Annotated in this window: 16 protein-coding genes; 2 read left to right on the forward strand and 14 right to left on the reverse strand. The window is 52.5% G+C overall.

Annotated features, from left to right (window positions below; translation table 11 throughout):
• The 6 genes from EBB54_RS15460 to EBB54_RS15485 all read right to left on the reverse strand — a co-directional run bounded on the left by EBB54_RS15460 (position 1) and on the right by EBB54_RS15485 (position 5,789).
• Complete coding sequence (locus EBB54_RS15460) at positions 1 to 651, reverse strand: O-methyltransferase (RefSeq protein ID WP_125128100.1); 651 nt, start codon at positions 649 to 651, stop codon at positions 1 to 3.
• Between the two features lie 345 nt (positions 652 to 996).
• A complete protein-coding gene (locus EBB54_RS15465) occupies positions 997 to 2,661 on the reverse strand; it encodes a ribonuclease J (protein WP_004072749.1) in 1,665 nt (554 codons plus the stop codon).
• A gap of 270 nt (positions 2,662 to 2,931) precedes the next feature.
• A complete protein-coding gene (locus EBB54_RS15470; RefSeq protein ID WP_004072750.1) occupies positions 2,932 to 3,192 on the reverse strand; it encodes a DUF1292 domain-containing protein in 261 nt (86 codons plus the stop codon).
• A gap of 77 nt (positions 3,193 to 3,269) precedes the next feature.
• Positions 3,270 to 3,707 (reverse strand): Holliday junction resolvase RuvX, encoded by a 438-nt coding sequence (gene ruvX / locus EBB54_RS15475; protein WP_125128101.1) that lies wholly within the window; start codon positions 3,705 to 3,707, stop codon positions 3,270 to 3,272.
• Between the two features lie 6 nt (positions 3,708 to 3,713).
• Positions 3,714 to 3,977, reverse strand: a complete 264-nt coding sequence (locus tag EBB54_RS15480) for an IreB family regulatory phosphoprotein (RefSeq protein WP_004072752.1) — start codon at positions 3,975 to 3,977, stop codon at positions 3,714 to 3,716.
• Between the two features lie 279 nt (positions 3,978 to 4,256).
• Positions 4,257 to 5,789: a MiaB/RimO family radical SAM methylthiotransferase gene (locus tag EBB54_RS15485; protein ID WP_125128102.1), complete on the reverse strand. Its 1,533-nt coding sequence runs from the start codon at positions 5,787 to 5,789 to the stop codon at positions 4,257 to 4,259.
• 353 nt (positions 5,790 to 6,142) lie between these two features.
• On the opposite strand from EBB54_RS15485, the gene EBB54_RS15490 reads away from it, so the two are divergent.
• Positions 6,143 to 6,376: an HPr family phosphocarrier protein gene (locus EBB54_RS15490; protein ID WP_044984597.1), complete on the forward strand. Its 234-nt coding sequence runs from the start codon at positions 6,143 to 6,145 to the stop codon at positions 6,374 to 6,376.
• Positions 6,377 to 6,623: 247 nt separating this feature from the next.
• Here EBB54_RS15490 and thiI read toward each other — a convergent pair whose 3' ends face one another.
• From thiI to EBB54_RS15520, 6 genes are all read right to left on the reverse strand, one after another.
• A complete protein-coding gene (gene thiI / locus EBB54_RS15495; protein WP_125128103.1) occupies positions 6,624 to 7,805 on the reverse strand; it encodes a tRNA uracil 4-sulfurtransferase ThiI in 1,182 nt (393 codons plus the stop codon).
• Between the two features lie 154 nt (positions 7,806 to 7,959).
• Positions 7,960 to 9,117, reverse strand: coding sequence for a cysteine desulfurase family protein (locus tag EBB54_RS15500; RefSeq protein ID WP_125128104.1), 1,158 nt, complete (start codon positions 9,115 to 9,117; stop codon positions 7,960 to 7,962).
• A 67-nt stretch (positions 9,118 to 9,184) separates the two neighbouring features.
• Positions 9,185 to 9,919, reverse strand: a complete 735-nt coding sequence (locus EBB54_RS15505) for a 16S rRNA (uracil(1498)-N(3))-methyltransferase (protein WP_004072757.1) — start codon at positions 9,917 to 9,919, stop codon at positions 9,185 to 9,187.
• A gap of 124 nt (positions 9,920 to 10,043) precedes the next feature.
• Entirely contained in the window at positions 10,044 to 11,006 is a 963-nt protein-coding gene (gene prmA / locus EBB54_RS15510) for a 50S ribosomal protein L11 methyltransferase (protein WP_125128105.1), read from the reverse strand.
• Between the two features lie 21 nt (positions 11,007 to 11,027).
• The gene (gene moaC / locus EBB54_RS15515) at positions 11,028 to 11,546 is read right to left on the reverse strand and encodes a cyclic pyranopterin monophosphate synthase MoaC (protein WP_004072759.1); all 519 of its coding nucleotides are present in this window, start codon (positions 11,544 to 11,546) and stop codon (positions 11,028 to 11,030) included.
• Positions 11,547 to 11,689: 143 nt separating this feature from the next.
• Positions 11,690 to 12,202, reverse strand: a complete 513-nt coding sequence (locus tag EBB54_RS15520; RefSeq protein WP_125128106.1) for a ferritin — start codon at positions 12,200 to 12,202, stop codon at positions 11,690 to 11,692.
• Positions 12,203 to 12,587: 385 nt separating this feature from the next.
• Between EBB54_RS15520 and EBB54_RS15525 the strand changes: the two genes are divergently transcribed.
• Complete coding sequence (locus EBB54_RS15525; RefSeq protein WP_125128107.1) at positions 12,588 to 13,439, forward strand: SDR family oxidoreductase; 852 nt, start codon at positions 12,588 to 12,590, stop codon at positions 13,437 to 13,439.
• Positions 13,440 to 13,483: 44 nt separating this feature from the next.
• On the opposite strand, the gene EBB54_RS15530 is transcribed toward EBB54_RS15525, so the two are convergent.
• The gene (locus EBB54_RS15530; protein WP_125128108.1) at positions 13,484 to 13,990 is read right to left on the reverse strand and encodes a helix-turn-helix domain-containing protein; all 507 of its coding nucleotides are present in this window, start codon (positions 13,988 to 13,990) and stop codon (positions 13,484 to 13,486) included.
• A 136-nt stretch (positions 13,991 to 14,126) separates the two neighbouring features.
• Positions 14,127 to 17,408: a YfhO family protein gene (locus EBB54_RS15535; RefSeq protein ID WP_125128109.1), complete on the reverse strand. Its 3,282-nt coding sequence runs from the start codon at positions 17,406 to 17,408 to the stop codon at positions 14,127 to 14,129.
• Positions 17,409 to 17,422: the final 14 nt, after the last annotated feature.

A 17,422-nucleotide genomic window follows, 5' to 3' on the forward strand; every position in this document is an offset into this window, starting at 1 on the left:
TCAACCTTCCTTTCTCTTCACGCTGACCGCCACCCCGTCGCCCAATGGCAGGATGGAAGTCACAAGCCCTTCACGGTGCTTGATCTCATACAGATATTCCCGCATCCGGGCATGGATGGTCCGGTCTCTGCGTTCCACCGCAAACCGGGACTCGAATACGTCCCCGCCCTGCAGTACATTGTCCGAAACCAGAACGCCGCCTGCTTCCAGAAGCCTTAGCACCTCCGGCAGATAGTGGATATACTGGGCCTTTGCCGCATCCATAAACACAAAGTCAAAGGTTCCCTCCAGCCCTTGAAGCACCTCCTGGGCGTCCCCCTCAATCAGGGTAATCTGCTCTCCGCACCCTGCCCGGCGGAAGTTTTCCTTTGCCGCGGTAATCCGCTTTTCATAGTTCTCAATCGTCACAACCCGGCAGTCCTCCGGCGCATATGCGCACATGAGCAGCGCGGAAAAGCCGGCTCCCGTTCCGATTTCGAGAATTTTTTCAGGTCTTTGTAAACTAATTAGTGTCTTTAGAAAACTCTGTGTTTCCTTTCTCACGACCGGAACCCCGTTTTCCAGGGCTTCCCTTTCTATCTCCTCCAACACCGAACACTCCTCTGTTTCCAGAGACCGGATATACGTAACCACTCTCTCCTCGGCAATCATATTCACATCCCCCTTCTCCCTGAAACATTTTCCACCTGTAGGGTTGGATGCTCTAAAGAGCATCCAACCCATCTCATTCATTCGTAAAATCCGTGCTTCGCACTTTTGTGCCTGCTAACGCAGTCACATTTTACTCATTCATGAGGTAGGCTGCTAATCCAAAGTCACATTTTCATCGCAATAAATTGCATAAAAATGTGACTTCGGATTGCAACCGTACAGGTGGAAAAATTTCAGACAGACCATCCTCCGGCCTGTCTGAAACAATTTTCCAGCTGTGCGGTTGGATACTCTAAAGAGTATCCAACCGCACAGCTGACATATCACATTACATTTTTCAACGCCTTATACATCCATAATGATCGGAATGATCATCGGACGTCTCTTGGTCTTTTTCCAGATAAAGTCATTCATCGTATCCCGGATGGACGTCTTGATCTTGTTCCAGTCCGTTCTCCGGCCTGACAGACATTTATCCAGGCTGTCGGAGATTGCGTGTCTCGCTTCCTCCATCAGTCCTTCGGATTCCCGCACGTACACGAATCCTCGCGATACGATGTCGGGACCGGCCAGCAGCCGGTTGCTTCCCCGCTCCAGGGTCAGCACCACGATGATGATGCCGTCCTCCGCCAGATGCTGCCTGTCGCGGAGCACGATATTTCCCACATCGCCCACGCCCAGGCCGTCTACCAGGATCGCTCCTGTGTGTACCTTGTCCACAACCTTCGCCGATTCACTGCTCAGCTCCAGCACGTCGCCGGACTGGATGATGAAGATATTCTCCTTGGGAATCCCCAGGGAACGCGCCACCTCGGAATTGGCCTTCAGATGACGGTATTCTCCGTGTACCGGGATGGCGTACTTCGGTTTTACAAGGGAGTAGATCAGCTTTAATTCCTCCTGGCAGGCATGTCCGGATACATGGGCCTCCTGGAAGATCACATTTGCTCCCTTTGCAGACAGCTCGTTGATCACGCGGGAAACAGACTTCTCGTTTCCCGGAATCGGATTGGAACTGAAAATAATCGTATCCGTCGGCTGGATCGTCACCTTCCGGTGCACGTCCGCCGCCATACGGGACAGCGCCGCCATGGATTCCCCCTGGCTTCCCGTAGTGATCATCACCATTTTCTCCGGGGGATAGTTGCGCATCTCGTCAATCTCGATCAATGTATTTTCCGGCACATTCAGATACCCCAGCTCAGAGGCCGTGGAAATGATATTGACCATGCTCCGACCTTCCACCACGACCTTCCGTCCATACTTATACGCAGAATTGATCACCTGCTGCACACGGTCCACATTGGACGCGAAGGTGGCAATGATGATCCGGGTATTCTGATGTTCCGCAAAAATATGGTCAAAGGTGATGCCCACTGTCCGCTCGGACTGGGTAAATCCTTTGCGCTCCGCATTGGTACTGTCCGACATCAGGGCCAGAACGCCTTTTTTTCCGATCTCCGCGAAACGCTGCAGATCAATGGCATCCCCGAATACCGGTGTATAGTCTACCTTAAAGTCTCCCGTATGCACCACGGTCCCCGCCGGAGAATAAATTGCCAGCGCCGATGCATCCTGAATACTGTGGTTCGTCTTAATGAACTCAATGCGGAACTGCCCTAAGTTGATGGACTGTCCGTGATGAACCACCCTTCTCCTTGTCGTCCGCAGCAGATTATGCTCTTTCAGCTTGTTCTCTATAATTCCCATGGTCAGCTTCGTCGTATAAATCGGAAGGTTCATCTCCTTCAAAACATACGGGAGCGCGCCGATATGATCCTCGTGCCCGTGGGTAATCACAAATCCTTTCACTTTTTCGATATGATCCTTGAGATAACTGACATCCGGGATCACCAGATCGATTCCAAGCATATCGTCCTCGGGAAACGCCAGACCGCAGTCAACCACAATAATACTGTCTTCATATTCAAAGGCAGTAATATTCATTCCGATCTGCTCCAGTCCTCCCAGCGGGATGATACGCAGCTTTCCATTATTCTCTTTTTTCAAAAATGCACCTCCATTGTTTTATTATGTATGACGTACCCGCCCGGCAATCCTCATAGACGCGGCTGCAAATCCGTATGCCGCAGCTATCTCTGCCGAACAGCTACTATATTTTTTCAATCCCGTCCGCGTGTCTTTGTGCAAGGTATTTGATCCGGCCATACCTTACCCGCTTTCTGTAAACCGCAGCAGGACTTGTTTCACATTGTATTCCGAACAGCAGGCTTTGCTTCCGTCTGCTTTACAGATGGCCTTCGCTGCCGTATTGTTGTCTTACATCCTGATATCCGTATTCTCCAGCAGTTCCTCGAACACACCGGAGACAGCCTTTAGTTCCGTATCTTCCTCTACAATCTCATAAATACAGTCCCCGTCTTTTCCGCTTACGGACTCCCGCAGGATCAGACATTCCGCATCGCCCTCCTCGGAATCCGTAACCAGTATATATGTAGAACCGTTGATCTTTGTCTGTTCCAGCACAAAAAAATCAACCGTTTCCTTTGTATCCTCGAATGTAAATGCAATCTTTTCCATTTCTGATTCCCCTTACCGCCCCAAAAGCATACTTGCTTTCATCCGCCGGAACAAAGACCTTGGTCCGCGCAGGCGTGTCATTCCGGCATGCCGTTCACCCGCAGGGAATCCAGATATCCCTGCAGAATAAAGACCGCCGCGATCTTATCAATATACTTTTTCCTGTCCTCCCGCCTGACCTGGCTCTCGATCAGCGTCCGCTCGGCGGCCACAGTTGTCAGACGCTCGTCCCACATGACGACCTCCAAACCGGTCCGTCTCATGAGCATCTTCTGAAATTCTATAGATTTCTCCGCGCGCTCCCCAATATCATGGTTCATATGCCTGGGCAGGCCGAGCACGATCCTTTCCACTTCATATTCCCGGATCAGCTCTTCAAGCCTTGCGCAGGTCCGCCGGAGTTTATTTTCCTCTTTCCGCTCTATTGTCTCAATTCCCTGGGCAGTCAGAAGCAAGGCATCGCTGATCGCAACGCCTACCGTCTTCTCCCCATAATCCAATCCCATAATCCTCATAACAGATTATGCCCAGGAATTGTGCTCAATATACGCTTTTAACAATTCTTCTACCAATTCATCCCGTTCCACCTTCATCACAAGGCTTCTCGCTCCGTTGTAGCTTGTAATATATGTCGGATCACCGGACATCACATAACCCACGATCTGATTCACCGGATTATATCCCTTTTCCTTCAACGCCTTGAATACGATCTCCAAGATGTCCCTCGCAGAGATCTGCGGTCCCGGCTCTACCTGAAAGAATTGGGTATTACTTAAGTCGCTCATGTTTTTTCCCTCCGTTTCACTTCTGTTCTTCCTGTCAGTTCCAAAAACAGCAGAACCGGATTCCCCGATTCACTGCATTTTATACGGCTCGCCCCGAAACCCGCATATGGGCCTTATGTTGCTCATGGACGCAATATCACTGACACTTCCTGCTGCATATTGTAGTTTCAATCCCCAGCGGGGATACATTTCAAACGTTACGCTCACACCCTGGCCGGATGCGACCTGTAACTCTCAAACACACTCTATCTACTATTCTAATATAAACCCTTGCAAAATTCAATGAATAATTTGTAAATCATCGGTAATCCGGATTTTTCTGATGCAATTCTGCAGATTTTCTTCCGTTTCCAGCGCGATTTTCAAGTATTCCCGGGTGTGTCCCACCTGGTATTTTCTGCCGCCTGTTTCCATCTGCTCCTCCAAAAGCACTTCCACTTCCTGCCCTAGAAAGCTTCTCTCATAGGCCGCCTGCTTTTGTTTTCCAAGCTCGATCATCCGCTGGCTGCGTTCTGCTTTCACGGACTCCGGTATCTGGTCCGCCATTGCGGCCGCCTTCGTCCCCTCCCGCCTGGAGTATTTGAAAATATGGGTTTCGTAAAAATCAACCTTGTCCGCAAATTCCATGGAAGCGGCAAATTCCTCCTCCGTCTCCCCGGGAAATCCTACGATTATGTCCGTGGTCAGCGCGGGATTTTGGAAATACTTCCGCAGAAGGCAGCATTTTTCATAATATTCCTCCGTGGTATACCGCCGGTTCATCCGTTTCAGCGTGGCATCGCAGCCGCTTTGCAGCGACAGATGGAAATGCGGGCACAGCTTCTCAAGCCCCGCCGCCGTCCGGACAAATTCCTCCGTGATGATGCGGGGTTCCAGAGATCCCAGCCGAATCCGCCAAATCCCGTCCACCTCATGAACCGCCCGGATCAGGGACAGCAGGTCTGCCCCTTCCCAGCCTGCGCGGCTGCCTTCTGTCTCTTCTATATTCATTCCTCCGGAGGATTCTGTTTTTTCCCTGTTCTGCGCCGCCTGCCGGAAATCCATCCCGTAGGAGCTCAGATGGATTCCGGTAAGCACCACCTCCCGGTAGCCGTTTCGGGCCAGGCCGCGCACTTCCTCCACCACGCTCTCCATGCTCCGGCTGCGAACCCGCCCCCGGGCAAAGGGAATGATACAGTAGGAACAGAACTGGTTGCACCCGTCCTGCACCTTGATATAGGCCCGGGTGTGCTCCCCCGGCCTGGTGAGATGCAGTTCTTCGTATTCCTTCGTGTGGTTGATGTCGATTACACGGCTCAGAAGGATACTTCTCTGTACAGCGCCGTTTTTCCGACCGCCGGCGGCTTTCTCCTGCCTTGCAAAGGCCCTGGAATTTTCCGGTTCCGACTCCTGAGCAGCTTCCTCCTGCTGTCCTGATGGCAGTGGTTTTTCCGATTCTGGGTTCCATTTTTTTTCCGTTTCCCGCCCCTGCATATACTCATCCAGAATCTGCAGCAGATCCTTCTTCCGGTTATTCCCGATTACGATGTCCACCGAAGGGTCCGCCGGGTGGTGCTCCTCCTCCTGAGCCTGCACATAGCAGCCTGCCGCAACCACTACCGCCTTCGGATTCATCTTTCTGGCACGATGCAGCATCTGCCTGGATTTTCTGTCCGCAATATTGGTCACCGTGCAGGTATTGATAATGTAGAGATCCGCCTGCTCCTGAAAAGGGACGATCTCGTACCCGGCACCTTCCAGCATCTCCTGCATGGCCGCCGTCTCATACGCATTTACTTTACACCCCAGATTGTGCAGTGCCGCCTTTCTCATTGTCTTCCCTCCTAACCACAATAAGTCTGAATTGTTACTATTCACACAGTGTCGTGCACTCGCTGCACGGCATCCGGCCAATTCAGTGATGGGGCGGGCATCCAGCCCGTCTACACTCCGTTCCGGTCCGTCCTAAGCAAGCGTCGCTGGCGCTTAGGACCGCCGTAAGGCGACTTTTCAATGGACTGGATGCCGTTACTGTGAGCACCCGGCGGGTGTGAACAGTAACGAATAGTAACCTTGAATTTCATTTTTTTTCATCAGTTTCTTGACTTTTATAATACTATCCCGTAGAATGAAGGCAGGGCGGAAAGCCCCTTCAAACTCATCATTCAAAGGAGGGATATAGCATGATGAAAACAGTGCAGATTTCATTAAATTCAATTGACAAAGTAAAGTCATTTGTAAATGAGATCACCAAGTATGATAATGACTTTGATTTAGTATCCGGAAGATATGTTATAGATGCCAAGTCCATCATGGGCATTTTCAGTCTGGATCTGTCCAAACCGATCGACCTGAACATCCACGCTGACGGAGAATTGGAGGACATCCTGGCTGCCCTGGATGCGTACATTATCAAATAAGCTGTCCCGGCAATTCCGTATCAGCGCCGTGAGGCTCTGTGTACGGCACAGGACATACATAGCGTAACCCAATCGCCGTCGTATTTTTCGGCCCTCTGCATGGGTTACAATTCGGAAATCAGAGTTCGACTTCCGTATGCCAAGGCTGTCTCACACAGGAGACAGCCTTTTTCCACTGTGCGGCAATCGGCAGGAGTCACCAACTATCCATGCAAGCATGGCTACTTGGCTCGTTGCTTCGCAGGAGTCAACGAATCTCGATCACTTCCGTGGTTTCCACCGCGGTCTTTACAAGCTCCCCGATCTTTTCCTCCAGATTCCGCTCCGACTTTTCAATCCGCGCCAGATCCGGCCTTGTTACCGGATGCTTTGCCACGAAGATGGTGCAGCAGTCCTCAAAGGGCTGGATGGACGTCTCATAGGTATCGATCTTCTGGGAAATATCCACAATGTCCCTCTTGTCAAAACCGATCAGCGGCCGGTACACCGGAAGGGTGCACACGGCATTGGTGGACGCAAGGCTCTGCATAGTCTGGCTGGCAACCTGCCCGATGCTCTCCCCGGTGATCAGCCCCAGGCATCCGTCTGCCTTTGCAAAATGCTCCGCAATCTTCATCATATAGCGGCGCATAATGATGGTCAGCTCCTCGTGAGGGCATTTTTCATAAATATAAAGCTGGATATCCGTAAAATTCACCACATGCAGCCGGATCGGCCCGGCGTACTTTGCCACCTGCTTCGCAAGATCCACCACCTTCTCCTTGGCGCGCTCGCTGGTATAGGGCGGCGCATGAAAATAGGTAGCCTCCAGCGCAACGCCCCGCTTCGCGATCATATACCCCGCAACCGGGCTGTCAATCCCGCCGGAAAGCAAAAGCATGGCGCTTCCGTTGGTTCCCACCGGCATCCCCCCGGGCCCGGGAATGATCTCCGAATACACATAGACGTCCTCCCGGATCTCCACATTCAGCAGGATATCCGGCTTGTGCACATCCACCCTCATCTCCGGGAACGCCTCCAGGATGGCCTCCCCCAGGGCACAGTTGATCTCCATGGAATTGAGCGGATAACGCTTGTTGCTCCTGCGCGCCTCCACCTTAAAGGTCTGATTTTTCTCAGGATACCGCTCTGCCACATAGGCCGTGATGTCCTGTTTTAACTGATCGAAGCCGGCATTTGCCAGACGCACCACCGGACAGATCCCCACGATCCCGAATACCCGGCTGAGTGCCTCCGCCGCCTCCTCCTGGTCGTACTCCCCCTCGCAGTCCACATAAACCCTGCCGTGGGTCTTGCGGACGCCGAAGGTTCCGTCCACGTCCTTTAAGGCATACCGGATCTGGCGCATCAGAGCGTCCTCAAACATATACCGGTTTCTGCCCTTGATCCCGATCTCTCCGTACTTAATTAAAAATGAATGAAATTTCATGTTCTTCTCCTTTTGACTTTGTAACCAATTTGCGCAGCAAATTGATTGCCAGCTTGCCCGCCATCTGCGAAGCAGATTTTAAATGCGGGCAATACCCGTATCATTTTTTTCATGCGATACTTTACACTGCCCTGTCAGACAGCAGCGTCCCATTTCAGCGTCTCGTAAATTTCCGCAGCATCGGTACACAATTATATAATGTTTCCAGGGTATAGTCAATTTCTTCTTTGGTGGTAAACTCTGACATGCTGAACCGCAGCGTGGCGTCCAGATATTCCCTGGCCGCGCCGATCCCCTTGAGCACGCCGCTCACAGCCGGATGGTTGGAGGAGCAGGCAGAGCCGGAGGATACATAGATTCCTTTTTCTTCCAGTGCATGGAGCAAAACCTCGCTGCGGATTCCCGCGAAGCCCACGCTGATGATATGGGGCGCGCTGTTGGCGTCCGTCAGCCCGTGAATCGTCGTATTTTCGATTTTCGTGACCCCCTCCAGGAAATAATCTTTCAATTCCCGCATAAGCGCCACCTTCATGTCCAAATCCTGGTAGATCATCTTCGATGCCAGGCCGATTCCCGCGATCCCCGGTACATTTTCCGTGCCGGAGCGGATATTTTTCTGCTGCTCCCCGCCGTACACAATGGGCGTGATCTTCACCCGCTCATTAATATAGAGGAAACCAATCCCCTTGGGGCCATGGATCTTGTGTCCGCTGGCAGACAAAAGGTCTACCCCCAGACGTTTCGGGTAGATCCTGTATTTCCCGAAGCCCTGAACCGCGTCCGTGTGAAATAAAATCCGCGGGTTATAGTTTTTCACCATCCTGGCCGCCTGTTCGATGGGCTGCACAGCCCCCACCTCGTTGTTCACATACATCACCGAGACCAGGATCGTTTCCCTGCAGAGCGCGTCCCGCAGGGCTTCCAGCTTGATCTGGCCGTTGGCGTCCACCGGAAGGTAGGTGACCCGAAAGCCCTCTTCCTCCTCCAGATGGCGCATCGTATTCAGGATGGCCGGGTGCTCAATGGCAGACGTGATCAGGTGGTTTCCCGCCCTGCGCGCCGCCCTTGCGGTTCCGATGAGCGCCAGGTTGTCACTCTCCGTCCCTCCCGAGGTAAAGAAAATTTCCTTGGGATTGACCTTTAAAAGCCTGGCAAGCGTTTCCTTTGATTCTTTCACATAGTGCTCTGCCTCCACGCCTTTGAGATGCATGGAGGAAGGATTGCCGTAATCCCTGCACATCACTTTATAAACCAGTTCGCCGACCTCCGGATAGCACCGGGTGGTCGCCGAATTATCCAAGTATACTTCCATGATATCTTTCCTTTTTTATTTCTTACCTATAAAATATGACGGAACCGGGAGAGACGTGCACATTTCCCTATTCCAGATGGTACAGCAGCATGGACAGCACGACAAATCCGGCCGTCTCCGTACGCAGGATGCGCCTGCCAAGCGTCACCGGAGCCGCGCCCTTTTCCATGGCCTGCTCCACCTCCGCTTCCTCAAATCCACCCTCCGGCCCGATGAAGATTCCCACCGACTGCCCCGGATAGATTCCTTCAATGGCCCGCCGGGTGGCCTCCATCCCCTCCGCCTTTTCATAGGGGATCAGAAGCACGTCCAGCTCCTTCGCGTATGCAAGCGCCTCCGAAAAGGTCATAACGCCCGCCACCCGCGGAATCAGGCTGCGCCCCGACTGCTTTGCGGCAGATTCGGCGATGGCGTTCCACCGGGCGTTTTTTTTCTCTGCCTTCTTCTCATCCAGCTTGACCACCGTACGTCCCGTCACCATCGGAACCAGCTCATACACCCCAAGCTCCGTGGCCTTCTGGATGATCAGCTCCATCTTGTCGCTCTTTGGAAGTCCCTGAAACAGGCAGATCTTCGAGGAAAGCTCCCGGTTTTCTTCCCAGGTATCCACGATCTCAAACCACACCCGCCCTGTGTCAAATGTCTCCAGCGCGCAGAGGTACTGCATCCCTTCCCCGTCGCTGACCATCACCTGGTCTCCCGGCTTCATGCGCAGGACATTTTTAATATGGTTCACATCCGCGCCTTCCACATAGAGCCTTTTGCCCTGTATCTGCGAATGTTGTATAAAAAAACGATGCATGTTCTATTCTCCTTAACAAAGAGTTTCGCGAAACTCGCGCCTGCGGCGGCCGCAGTGCGGCATCTGCCTCATACGCCGCAGTGCGCATCCCCCGGAGGTTTTTATTCTATAGGAAAATGGTCTGTTACGATTCACAGTGTTTTCTCGCCGTCACACAGACCCACTCGCCCTGGTAAGTCACCTCCATGACCTCCAGCCCGGCGCGCTTCACGGCCTCCACCACTGTCTGCTCCTTGTCGTCGATGATCCCGCTGGTGATGTAGATCCCGCCGGGTTTCATCCGGGATACGACCACCGGGGTCAGCTCCACAAGCACGTCCGCCAGGATATTTGCCGCAACAATGTCATAGCTCTCGCAGCCCACCTTCTCCTGGACCGCCGGATCATTGATGATATTTCCGATCATCACCTGGTACTGGTCCGGCCGGATGCCGTTCACCTGCATGTTTTCATGGGTGGCCTCCACGGCGCAGGGGTCCAGATCCGTTCCCACCGAATATGCGGCCCCGAACTTCAGCGCCAGCATGCCTAAGATCCCGCTGCCGCATCCCACATCCAGGATTCTGGTCTGATCCGTCACGTATTTGCGGATCTGCCGGATACAGAGCTGGGTCGTCTCATGCATCCCCGTGCCGAATGCCGTGCCCGGGTCGATGTGAATAACCATTTTTTCGCTGTCCTCCGGCTTCACGTCCTCCCAGGAGGGAATGATCAATATATCGTCTACATAAAACTGGTGAAAATACTGCTTCCAGTTGTTCATCCAGTCCAGGTCTTCTGTCTGGGACTCCTCAATGGAGCCTTCCCCCACGTCCGTCCAGGCCGAAAGCTCCTCCAGAGCGGAGCGCACATCTGCAAGGATCTGCCCCGCGTCCTCCTCCTCATCCAGATAAAAACTCAGGTAGGCCACTCCGTCGTTGACTTCGGTCTCCGGCAGGATGTCCACAAACATCTGCTCCTTGTCCGCCGCGGTCAGAGGAACCTTGTCCTCGATCTCCACCCCCTGGATGCCCAGATCCATCAGCATACTGCTGACAATGTCCTCCGCTTCGGCTGTCGTTTTCAAACGAAATTTATTCCATTTCATGGTTGTTCCTCCTCGTCTGTCTTACCACAGGTGCAGTTCCTTCGCCTTCTGCGTGGTACTCTGGTGGTTCTCATTCTGGATCTCCCCGCTTTTGCCGCCGGTCTTCCGGCAGAGGTAGATCTCCCCGATCTCCATGGACTTGTCCAGCGCTTTGCACATATCGTAAATCGTCAGCAGCGCGACGCTGACCCCGGTCAGCGCTTCCATCTCCACCCCGGTCTTGCCCGTTGTCTTTACCGTGCAGTAGCAGTAGATCGTGTATTCCTCAGGCACCATCTCAAACCGCACCCGGCAGTTTGTCAGGGGCAGGATGTGGCACAGCGGGATCAGCTCCGAAGTCCGCTTGGCCCCCATAATCCCCGCCGTGGACGCCACGCCCAGCACGTCGCCCTTGCCCACCGCTCCGGACCGGATCGCCTCGTACACCTCAGGGCTCACCTGGATCTTCCCGGTGGCCGCGGCCTCCCGGACCGTGTCCTCCTTATTGGTCACGTCTACCATGACCACCTTTCCTTCTTCATCAAAATGCGTCAGACCCATGACCATTTCCCCCTGTCTGTTTCATAGATTGATTCTGCTCCGTTCCCATTGGCTGATTCTGCCCTTTATCCGGCAAAAACGGGCTGTTTTATTTCCTTTATCATTGTATTGCATGCAATATACGTTCCTGCGGCGGTTCAAGGCTACAGTACCAAAGAAGGCGCGGAATAAACCCTAGCCCCCAGTTCATTGTCCAGCATATACAAACTCTTGGGATCGTCTCCGAACAATTCGAATTTCTTTACAAGCGTCTCCGCGTTGTTTTCTTCCTCCCCCTGCTCCTTCACAAACCAGTCCAGAAACTGCATGGTACGGAAATCCTTTACGGAATATGCCGCGTCATAGATCGTATGGATCAGTCCGGTCACGTACTGCTCATGCTTCAAGCCTGCTTCGAGGACAGACTTTGCATCCGTGATCTCCACAGAGGGCCTGTCAATGGCCTCCAAAACCACCTTTTCCCCATTGTTCTGCAGATACTGCAGCATCAGCATCGCATGGTCGCGCTCCTCCTGGGCCTGAATCCTGTACCAGTTGCCGAACCCCTCCAGCCCTTCGTCATAATAAAAATTTGAAAAATCCAGATAAAGGTACGCGGAATAGAACTCCTTGTTCACCTGCTGATTTAACAAATCCACCACTTTCTTATCCAACATCTGTATATCCTCCTTCTGTACTTAAAAGGCACTCCCACCCTTAAGTGTGTCTGCTTCCGTGAAACGGCAGGAATATATTTTCCGGCCGCTTTTTCTGTTCTCTATTATACACTTCTGCTTTCCTTCTGTAAATATGGAATAAACACGGCTGTTCTGTTCAAAACTCAGCGGCTTCCAGCCCCTGAAACATTCTTTACTATTATATCAAAAACAGCCTTTGCAGACAATGCGGTTTTCCAAAAATATGTTGTTGTATTTTCTCTGGGGGATAAAACCAGAAAAAGAGATTGAAGAAGCAGCAGCAAACCGCTATAATAACCACAGAAAATCCCACATCGGCAGCCCTGATGCCGTCCGGAAAAAAATATACGAAATGAGGTTCATCATGAAACGATTACTGATCACAGGTGCCTCCGGCTTTCTCGGCAGCCGGACCGCCGACTTTTACGCCGGGGAATACGACATCTGCGCCCCCGCCCACACCAGACTTGACATTACGAACCCGGAAAATGTATACGCCCTGTTCCGGGAGTTCCGACCCGGCTTCGTCATCCACTGCGCCGCCGTTTCCGACCTGGGCATGTGCGAAAAAGACCCGGAAGGCTCCCGCCGGATCAACGTGGACGGCAGCCGGAACATCGCCGCGGCCTGTGCAGAATTTTCCGCAAAATGCCTGCTCTGCGGCTCCGACCAGGTTTACTCCCAAAACGGACGCAAAGGCCCCCACCGCGAGGAGGAGCCCATCGACCCGCCCACCGTTTACGGCCAGGAAAAGAAAACCGCGGAGGAAGAATGCCTGGCCGCAAATCCCGACTGCATCATACTGCGGCTGTCCTGGATGTACGACACCTGCACAAAAAATGCAGGAGAGCACGGCGATTTCTTCCGAACGCTGGCCGCAAGGCTGCAGGCTTCGGAGACCTTCGCCTATCCCACACACGATATGCGCGGGATCACCGACGTAAACGAAGTCATCCGCAATTTCCGGCAGGCCCTGGAATGGAACGGGGGCATATATAATTTCGGTTCCCCCAATGACAGGAGCACCTACGAAACCGTCCGCGCCATGCTCACATCACTTGGGCTGGATACAGGCCGCCTTCTGAAAAATGAAGAGGCTTTTGCATCGAATCCCAGAGATATCCGCATGGATCTCCAAAAATCCATTGACGGCGGGATCACCTTCTCCGCAACCCTGGACGCGCTGATCAGACATGGGCGGACATTTTTAAAATAATTTCCAGCTGTGCGGTTGCTAATCCGACAGCCGGAAATTATTTTTCATGTTTTACGTGTTAAGAAAATCCCAATGACTGCGCCAATCAGGATCATCGGCGCTGCTCTCACAAACAGCCATTCTAATGCGTGAAATGCCACTCCGAGAACGGCGGTTTCGGGATCTCCATAATCCCACCCCAAATAAGGACTTTCCAATGCCGATAAGGCTGCAAAAATGACTGCTGTGACTATGCACAATACGATAAAAAACCAATGCAGAATCCGTTTACCTGTGGTTTTTCTCCGGGCAAGCTGCAGGTTTATCACCTCCAGCTTTGCGGAAATTGCTTTTAAGTCATCCGCCTCCGACTCAATAACGGTTTCTCCAAGCAGCGTACTCACGGGTGTTTCAAGCGCTTCCGATATGGAGATCAACATATCAGAATCGGGAACTGATAACCCTTGCTCCCATTTAGAAATTGTCTGCCGCACCACGTTCAGCTTGACGGCAAGCTCTTGTTGTGAAAGTCCTTTTGATTTTCTGATTGCTTTCAAATTTTCGTTAAGCATTAAAATAGACTCCTTTCTTTCTGTTGTTGCCGCTATTGTAGCCGAAACCGCCCGTTGCCGCAAGCAACGCAAATTAACATGGTCCATTTTTCCGTCAGAATGCCGAAAACGTCTGTGCGGCAGGATACTGACCACATCAGATCCGGCGTTTTTTCAGCAGGAAAAGCAACGCCGCCGCTCCGACGACAGAACACCACGCCCCGGCCGTTCTCCCCGGCGCATGATAGACCAGCTCCACATCGTGGCTTCCCTTTCCGATGGAAAATCCCAGAAACGCCAGATTCACCTTCCCATACTCCGCCGCTTTCCCGTCCACCCGGACTTCAAAATTGGAATCATAGGGGATGGACGTCACAAAATACCCGTCCTCCTCCACATCCACAGAACCCGCGATCACATTTCCTTTGGTCCTGTCCGGATCCGGATGAAATTCCGACCGATAGAGCCTGCTGCTTCGCTCCCGGTTCAGCGATTTTTCCCAGTCTCCCATATAACAGGTGAGATCCGAAATCTCATATTCTCCCTTTCCCAGCGAAAGCTCCGCCGATGTTTTCCCCTTTTCCAGCACAACCGCATAGGAAAATATAGTATTTCCATTATAGTAAAAATGATCCCTGGCCGTCAGTTTATTCCGCTCCCCCTCCAGCCACACCGTCACATCCTGGGTCCGACTGTTATAATTCTTCACCCGGAATCTGCAGAACAAAACCCGGTTCTTCTCTGCCGCGTCCCCTCCCCCCGATCCGGAAAGGTCTATTTGAACCGTGCTCTTCTGTTCCGCCCGAATCCGATAGCCCTCCCTCATCTCCGTAATCTCCAGGGAATCCCCGTTCTGCGCCGGCAGCACAAATTCCACCGGTTTTAATGCCTGCCGAACCTCTTCCAAGATCTGCCGATCCATTTTTCCGAGAACTGCTTCCTGATCCCTGTTTTCCATGTATCCGGCCGCTTCTTGTTGTATTTCCGCAGCATCCATGCTTTCGACATCCTCCGATACCATCGCATTTTCTCTGCCGGCGTTCGCTTCCCCCTTACTTTCTCCATCGTCTCCTGCGCCCCCTTCCCGGTCAGGCCGCACGGCCGCATAAGCCAGCGCCATCTGGTTATAAGGAAATTCCAGTCCTCGATAAGCCTGCTCCGAGAGCACCCGGTCCGTCGCATATGCCGCCGGAGCCGCTTCCAGGTTCTGATAGATCCCCCTGTCTCCTGCATTCCCGATCCGCTCATACCCCGGAACCTCTCTTTCCGATATCAGATACCGGACGCCCATGAACTGCAGAAACAGCGGATTTCTCGATACCGACTGCATCAGGTCATTGCGGAAGGGCTCCTCCACTTCAAAAATTGTTTTCCGAAACTCCTGATATTCCCGATTATAAGAGGAAGAATACAAAGAGGAAATGTATTGGCCCATGGTCCGGACCCGGTTCAGCTCCGCGGCGTTTTCCGTCTCATTCCCGACCAGCTCCAGCCGGTAGAATCCGCGGTCCTCCGCCAGTATGTCCCCAATTGCCTGCCCTATGGCCGGGTCGTTCACCTTCTCATAAAACTCCCGGCTCTCGATCCTGCCCGCCTGCTCATGAAACATCGAACCAAACAAAACCAGAAACACCACCGGAGGAAGCATCAAAATCATCGTCTGTTTCCTCCGCCAGTACAGCAGGAAGCATCCTCCCATGATCGCTCCATCCAATAGAAACAATTCTGTGTATTCCGAAGCCCCCGCACTCACTTGCTCTGCCCAGAGAAGCCCAAGGGTTATCACATAGGGAACGGCTCCCATCACGAAGGATATCCGTTTTTCCTGCAGTTTTTTCAGATAGCATGCTATAAGATAACAAAGGAGCGGCAGACAGGGGATCAATGCTTTGTCCCGAACATAGAGCCCTCCGTTCAGCGCCCAGGAAAAAAACGGAACCGTCAGAAGCACCGCGCATCCCCAGGACAGCACCCGGTCTTTTCGTTCCTGGTACCCGAATCCCGCAGCCAGAACCGTAATCATCAGGGTTGGAAGCCCGATCCCATAAGGCGTATAGAGCAGCCGCCCCATCTGTATATTCGGAATCCACAAAGAAGCCAGGCTGACCGAAGCCCTGGAGCCTTCCCTCCCTGCCAGCGCCGCAGCCGTAGGAATCAGGAGGATTCCGCTCATCAGCACAGCCGTCAGCATAGGCTGCAGAAACCGAATCCCGTCACACAGAAAGCCAATCACCGTGATCCTGCGCCCTGTTCTCCCCTCCATGCCTTCCGGCACAACCACAAACCCTGCTCTCCCCTCCATGCCTTCCGGCGCAACCACAACCCCCGTTCTCCTCTCCGTAACCCCCGGCGCAATCCCGAGGCCCCTTCTGTTCCTCACAAAAAACCTTTTTATCCCACCGAATTTTAGATTCCATGCTATATTTTTCGCAGCAGGATATTTTTTAATTTCTTTTATATCCATCTCCGTTTTTACATCGCATACTATGTTTTTATCAGCAGAATCTTTTTTGTTTCTTCCAGAAACTACATAGCATACTACTTTTTTTATCCCAGAACAAACACAGGTAACAGTATGCAAAGAATCTCCGCCAACGTTCCTTCCTCCGGACAACTCTCCCGTTTCTTTTCCGCGCAGCAGATCCGCCTTTCCTCCCTCCGCCGGAATACCTGCATCATCCTTTTCTCCACCCGCCGGAATGCCTGCATCATCCTTTTCTCCACCCGTCGGAATGCCTGCATCATCCTTTCCTCCACCTGCTGGAACGCCTGCATCATCCGCGCACTCCACGTACCTGTAAATCCCATACAGCACCAGCGTCAGCATCCCTCCAATGCTGAAATAAAAACTGGCCAAAATCATCAGGAATACACTGACCGTATACAGCAGTTTTCCTCCCGTCTCAAAATAACGATCCACTCCCAAAAAAGCCATGCACAGAAACGGCATATAATTGACAAACATGATCTGGCAGTAGGAATGGAAGATCATGGGCCCTGACAGAAGATACATCAGAGCAGTCATAAAACAGATGCTGCCGGAAAAGCCCCGTTTCAGAAGCCATCCATAGAACAGCTCCGCGGAAAGCACCAGGCTCACGATGGAAGCCCCCATCAGATAATCCCCCATTTTTACAAAAGGCAGCAGATAGGAGATCAGAATCACCGGGTGAAACAGCCCATAGTAAGAGAAGTTGTAGATATTCTGCCCGCCCCCGATATTTGCCGCAAACTCCGGAAACAAATTCCCCGTCTCATAGAACTGCTGCCGGAAATAGTCCGGAATCACACTGTGCTGGCTGATCCAGTCCACATTGGAACCGAAGATCCCGTACCGCCCCACAAAAAACCAGCAGAAGAACAGGCCCAGCGCCCCCAGAAAAAGAAACGGCAGCGCCCGTCTCCATTTCGCTCCAGCCCCCATACGTTTACTCTTCATCTTCCTTCACCTCT

The organism is Schaedlerella arabinosiphila (assembly GCF_003885045.1).
Taxonomy (GTDB): domain Bacteria; phylum Bacillota; class Clostridia; order Lachnospirales; family Lachnospiraceae; genus Schaedlerella; species Schaedlerella arabinosiphila.